Source organism: Arcicella sp. GW458-12-2-14-TSB2 (genome assembly GCF_059423785.1).
On sequence record NZ_JBWKYN010000093.1, the window covers coordinates 1 to 5,374 of the forward strand.

6 protein-coding genes are annotated in these 5,374 nt (G+C 35.9%); 1 reads left to right on the top strand and 5 read right to left on the bottom strand.

Features of this window, described 5'->3' with window-relative positions; all coding sequences use genetic code 11:
- Positions 1-51 precede the first annotated feature (51 nt).
- From AC07XN_RS14145 to rplM, 5 genes are all read right to left on the bottom strand, one after another.
- On the bottom strand, positions 52-660 hold the full coding sequence (locus AC07XN_RS14145) for a PepSY-like domain-containing protein (protein WP_494743549.1): 609 nt from the start codon (positions 658-660) through the stop codon (positions 52-54).
- 211 nt (positions 661-871) lie between these two features.
- Positions 872-1,705, bottom strand: coding sequence for a translation elongation factor Ts (gene tsf / locus AC07XN_RS14150; protein ID WP_309915324.1), 834 nt, complete (start codon positions 1,703-1,705; stop codon positions 872-874).
- A 222-nt stretch (positions 1,706-1,927) separates the two neighbouring features.
- A complete protein-coding gene (gene rpsB / locus AC07XN_RS14155) occupies positions 1,928-2,731 on the bottom strand; it encodes a 30S ribosomal protein S2 (RefSeq protein ID WP_309915322.1) in 804 nt (267 codons plus the stop codon).
- Positions 2,732-3,004: 273 nt separating this feature from the next.
- Positions 3,005-3,394, bottom strand: a complete 390-nt coding sequence (gene rpsI / locus AC07XN_RS14160) for a 30S ribosomal protein S9 (protein ID WP_309915319.1) — start codon at positions 3,392-3,394, stop codon at positions 3,005-3,007.
- A gap of 84 nt (positions 3,395-3,478) precedes the next feature.
- Positions 3,479-3,922 (bottom strand): 50S ribosomal protein L13, encoded by a 444-nt coding sequence (gene rplM / locus AC07XN_RS14165; protein WP_309915314.1) that lies wholly within the window; start codon positions 3,920-3,922, stop codon positions 3,479-3,481.
- Positions 3,923-4,406: 484 nt separating this feature from the next.
- Here rplM and AC07XN_RS14170 point away from each other — a divergent pair.
- On the top strand, positions 4,407-5,374 hold a 968-nt coding region (locus tag AC07XN_RS14170), incomplete at its 3' end, for a 4Fe-4S binding protein (RefSeq protein WP_494743550.1).

Below are 5,374 nucleotides of genomic sequence, written 5' to 3' on the forward strand. Positions count from 1 at the left end.
CTTCTGTCTAATTGATTATTCTTATTATAGGAATTGTATCTTATTAAAATCCTAGTGTTTTTTAAGTTTCACAATTTTATGTAATGGTGTTTCTAATGCTTGTTTAAACGCACCAGTCGCATCAAATAAAAGTACTTTACGGTTTGTTCCGTCACTAATAGCTACATAAATATTTCCATCAGCATCTTTACCAGCACGTTTTACAGTATAACCTGCGTAATTAGTAGTAACGTAGCTTGTTAGCGTAGCTGGCAAAGTAGTAATATCTACTTCTGTTAGTTTCGCTTTTCTAGCATAATGCTGAAGTGCTTTTACAAATACACCATTGGCATCAAACAATAACCCTGTTTCAACATTATTTAACGAAACACCTACTACATACTGCCCTTGGGCATCTTTACCAGCAAACTTGATAGTTGCTCCCGCATAATTGGTAGAAATATAAGTAGTGATAGTAGCTGGCAAAGCCGCTGGGTCAATACTCGTAATATTTCCTTTACATTTTTGTTTGGTTACCGTATCAGTCACAGCAGCCGTACGGGCAGCAGACACTTCTAAAGCTGAATAATTATCATCCGAAGCCGATAAATCCTCTTGCTTTGAACAACTCGCTAACATGACACCAATAAACGCTGTCATTATAAACATTAATTTTTTCATTGTGTAATGGTATTTAAGTTTAAATTAATTTGATCTTAACAACTACATAGACAGCCCTATTTTCATAAGCGTTGCATAGCAGGTAAAAATACTTATTATTCCACTTAAATATAATCTTATTATGAAAAAACATAATTATATTAAAATTATAGCAACAAAAAAGGCTTCCATTGCTGGAAGCCTTTTCTTAATATTATTACTCGAAAGTAAATTATGCTAAAGCAATACGTTTGAAAGTACTGATAGTTAATCCTTTTTGAGTTTGCTCTAACAATTGTTTGATATTGATAGAACCGTCTTTTACAAATTGTTGGTTCAACAAAGTGTTTTCTTTGTAGAATTTCTCCAATTTACCTGTTGCAATTTTTTCTAACATTGCTTCTGGTTTTCCTTCTTGACGAGCTTGGTCTTTACCGATTTCGATTTCACGTTCGATAGTAGCAGCATCAACACCGTCTTTATCCAAAGCAACTGGTTTCATTGCAGTGATTTGCATAGCGATATCTTTACCAACTTCAGTAACATCAGTTCCTGTTACGTTTGTAAATGCTACTAAAACACCGATTTTGTTGTTAGAGTGGATATAAGAAACAACTTTATCAGCAGTGATATTTTCATAACCAGCTACATTGATTTTCTCACCAATTTTACCAGTTAATTCAACCATTGCTTCTTGAGCGTTACGTCCGTCAGCTAAAGTAGAAGCTAATAAAGCATCTTTATCTGCTGCATCGATAGCAACTGCTGATGCTAATAAAGCTGCAGCTAATTCATTGAAATCTGCCACTTTAGAAACTGGTTCAGTTTCGCAAGCTAAAGCAACTAATTTACCATTTGTTCCATCTTCGCTAATAGCAACTAATACTACACCTTCGTTAGTAGCATTGTCTGCACGTTTAGCAGCCACTTTCTGGCCTGCTTTACGAAGAATATCAATAGCGGCTTCAAAATCACCACCTGCTTCAGTAAGGGCTTTCTTACAATCCATCATGCCCGCACCGGTCATTTGTCTTAACTTATTAACGTCTGCTGCTGAAATAGCCATCGTTTTATTGATTTTAGATTTTGGATTTACGGATTGCTAAATTGAACTGGCTTTTATTACGTTAAAATCGCAATCCGCATTCGCTAATTCAATGTTAATTTTTAAAGGAACAGCCCATAGAATTCCATGGGCTGCTTCAATTTTGATAAATTATAATGATAAAGTTATGACAAAAAGATAGTTCCTATGGCTTTCTCAGATTATCATATCTTCAAATTATTATTAATCTTCTTTCTCGTATTTAGCCGCAACTTTCGCTGCTTCTTTAGCTGCCTCTTCATCAGCTAAACGCTTCGCTTCTTCTTCCTCTGCTAAACGAGCATCGTCTTTATCTTGTTTACGCTCCATTAAGCCTTCTTCGATAGCTTTACCAATTGCTAGAGTAATCAAAGCGATTGATTTGTAAGCATCATCATTAGCTGGTACTGGATAGTCAACTAAATCAGGGTTCGAGTTAGTATCGCACATTGCGAAAACTGGAATACCTAATCTTTTTGCTTCTGCTACTGCAATGTGTTCACGCTTAACGTCAACTACGAAAAGAGCTGCTGGTAAACGAGTAAGGTCAGTGATACCGCCTAATACTCTTTCCATTTTCTCTTTATCACGAGACATCATCAAACGCTCACGTTTTGCTAAAGCTTTTACGGTTACTTCATCTTTCAATAATCTGTCGATAGTTGACATTTTTTTGATTGATTTACGTACTGTAGCGAAGTTTGTAAGCATACCACCTAACCAACGGTCAGTTACGTAAGGCATTTTCAAACGACGAGCTTCTTCAGAAACAATTTCTTGTGCTTGTTTCTTTGTAGCAACAAACATTACTTTACGACCTGAACGAACTACCGCTTTGATAGCAGTACAAGCTTCGTCTAAACAAGCTAAAGTTTTGTTCAAATCAAGAATGTGGATACCATTCTTCTCCATAAAGATGTATGGAGCCATTCTTGGATCCCACTTACGTGTCATGTGTCCAAAGTGAACACCAGCATCCAAAAGGTTTTTGTATTCTAATTGTGCCATTTTCTGACAGTCATCAGCCTTAAGAATTTGAAAATTTGGGGATTTGAAAATTTGAAAATGTATTAACATCTCAAACTATAAAACCTAATCCTTTTCTGATATTAAGAACTGTACGACCAATTTTTTAAATGAAAAAATATGAAAAATATATCACTAACACATCGGTCACTGTAAGTATTAGTGAAGAAGTAATTTGAAAATCTGGAGATTTGAAAATTTGAAAATATTATTTCCCAATTTTCAAATTGCCAGATTTCCAAATTACAACGAATATTAACGTTTCGAGAACTGGAATTTACGACGAGCTTTCTTACGACCTGGTTTCTTACGTTCTACCATACGAGGGTCACGTGTTAAGAATCCTTCTTTTTTCAAAGCTGGACGACGCTCAGGGTCGATTTCTTGTAAAGCACGAGAAATAGCTAAACGAAGCGCTTCTGCTTGTCCTTTGATTCCACCGCCATCAAGATTTGCTTTGATATCATAAGCACCTTCAGTCTTAGTCAATGCAAATGGTTGATTAACGATAATTTGTAAAATTTCAGATGGAAAGTACTCATTCAAAGCACGACCATTCACAAGAATTGTACCGTTACCTGGAGTCATATAAAGACGGGCAACAGCTGTTTTTCTTCTTCCTAATGTATTAGTTACTTCTGCCATTTTTTTATAGAGAAGTTATCAGCTATCTGTTAATGGTTAATTCGTAAAGACGAATAACGGATAACGAATAACAAATAACGATTATTAGAATTTAATTTCAGTTGGTTGTTGAGCTGCGTGTGGATGTTCTGTACCTGCATATACATACAAGTTAGTGAACAAACGGCTTCCCAAACGGTTTTTAGGTAACATACCTTTAACGGCTGCTTCCACTACTCCTTTTGGATTTTTCGCTAACACTTCTCTTGGCGTTGCAAAACGCTGTCCACCTGGATACCCTGTGTGACGGATATAAACTTTATCAGTCATTTTCTTGCCAGTAAAACGAATTTTATCAGCATTAATAACGATAACGTTATCACCACAATCAACATGCGGAGTGAAAGAAGGCTTGTGCTTTCCACGTAAAATTTTTGCAATTTCAGAAGTCAAACGACCTACAATCTGATTTTCTGCATCTACAATAACCCATCCCTTTTCTGTGGTAGCCTTGTTGGCTGAGATGGTTTTATAACTTAAAGTATCCACTTTATTAAGATTTTAAAAGTCCTAAATGTTTTCTCAAAGAAAGCACCTCTGCCATAAGGTGTTACAAAAAATATATTCACGGTGGACTCTTATTAATTGCTGTGAAAGTATTTTCGGTAAATCAAAGTTGGAACGACTCTGATTTTCAATGATTTTGCCTTATTTTCTTTCTGAACGGGCATCCAGTTAAAAATTGGGAACGCAAAATTACGGAGTTGTTTTGGTATATGCAAAAAGTTTTACATTGTTTTCGCTGATTTTCTTAAATATTTTTACCTTTTTTCTCTTAAATAAAAAGTATTTCTAAAAAATAACCCTCAGAATCTCAGACAATAAGGTCAATTGAACAAAGTAACTAAGAGAAAAGCCAATTGTTCTTTCTTTTGTTAATCACCAGAACGTACCTTTGTGTTTAATTATTGGCAAAATATAGTTAAGTATAGGATTCATTTAGTGACCCAATAATTGAAAATTTATTAAAGCTGTGCATAAAGGAGCAAACAATACATACTTCGGCAATATCAAAGAAGGTATCAAATCTTCGTTGAAAGGGCTATCGCTATCGTGGAGACACTTGAAAGAAGCACGCCAAAGCCGAAAACCAATTTTTGTAAATAATCCTGACTACTTCAAACAAGAGACAGGTATTGTTACATTACAGTACCCCCATGAGAAGCTTCCATTACCTGACAATGGGCGTTATCAACTACATAATGAGATGGACGATTGTATCGTCTGTGATAAATGTGCAAAGGTATGCCCTGTTGATTGTATAGAAATAGAGCCTATCAAGGCTACGGGCATTGCTGGGTATGCTTCTGATGGTTCTGCGATTCGATTGTATGCAGCAAAGTTTGATATAGATATGGCAAAATGCTGTTTCTGTGGTTTATGTACTACTGTTTGTCCGACAGAATGTTTGACAATGACACACGAGTACGATTTTTCTGTATTTGATATTACCAAACATAATTTTGCATTTGGAAATCTTTCTCCTGAACAAGCCCAAGAGAAACGTGAGCTTTATGACCAATTCATGCTTGAAAAAGAAGCGATGAAGGGGTTGAAAACGAAGAAGACTGAAGGAGAATTTAAGACGCTAGACACTAGACTCGAGGATAATAAAGCTGAAGAGATTGCTCCTGCTCCAAGACCAAAACCAGCCTTTAAGCCTGCGTTTAAGAAAAAAGAGGAAGGACTGGAAGATACTGGACTAGAAGGACTTAAGACACAAGATGCTAGACTAGAAGAAACTAAAGTAGAAGATGTTTCAACTGCTCCAAAACCGAAACCAGACTTAAAGCCTTCGTTTAAGAAAAAAGAGGAAGCTCTGGAAGATACTGGACTAGAAGGACTTAAGACACAGGACGCTAGACTAGAAGAAACTAAAGTAGAAGATGTTTCAACTGCTCCAAAACCGAAACCTGTTTTTAAACCTTCGTTTAAGAAGCA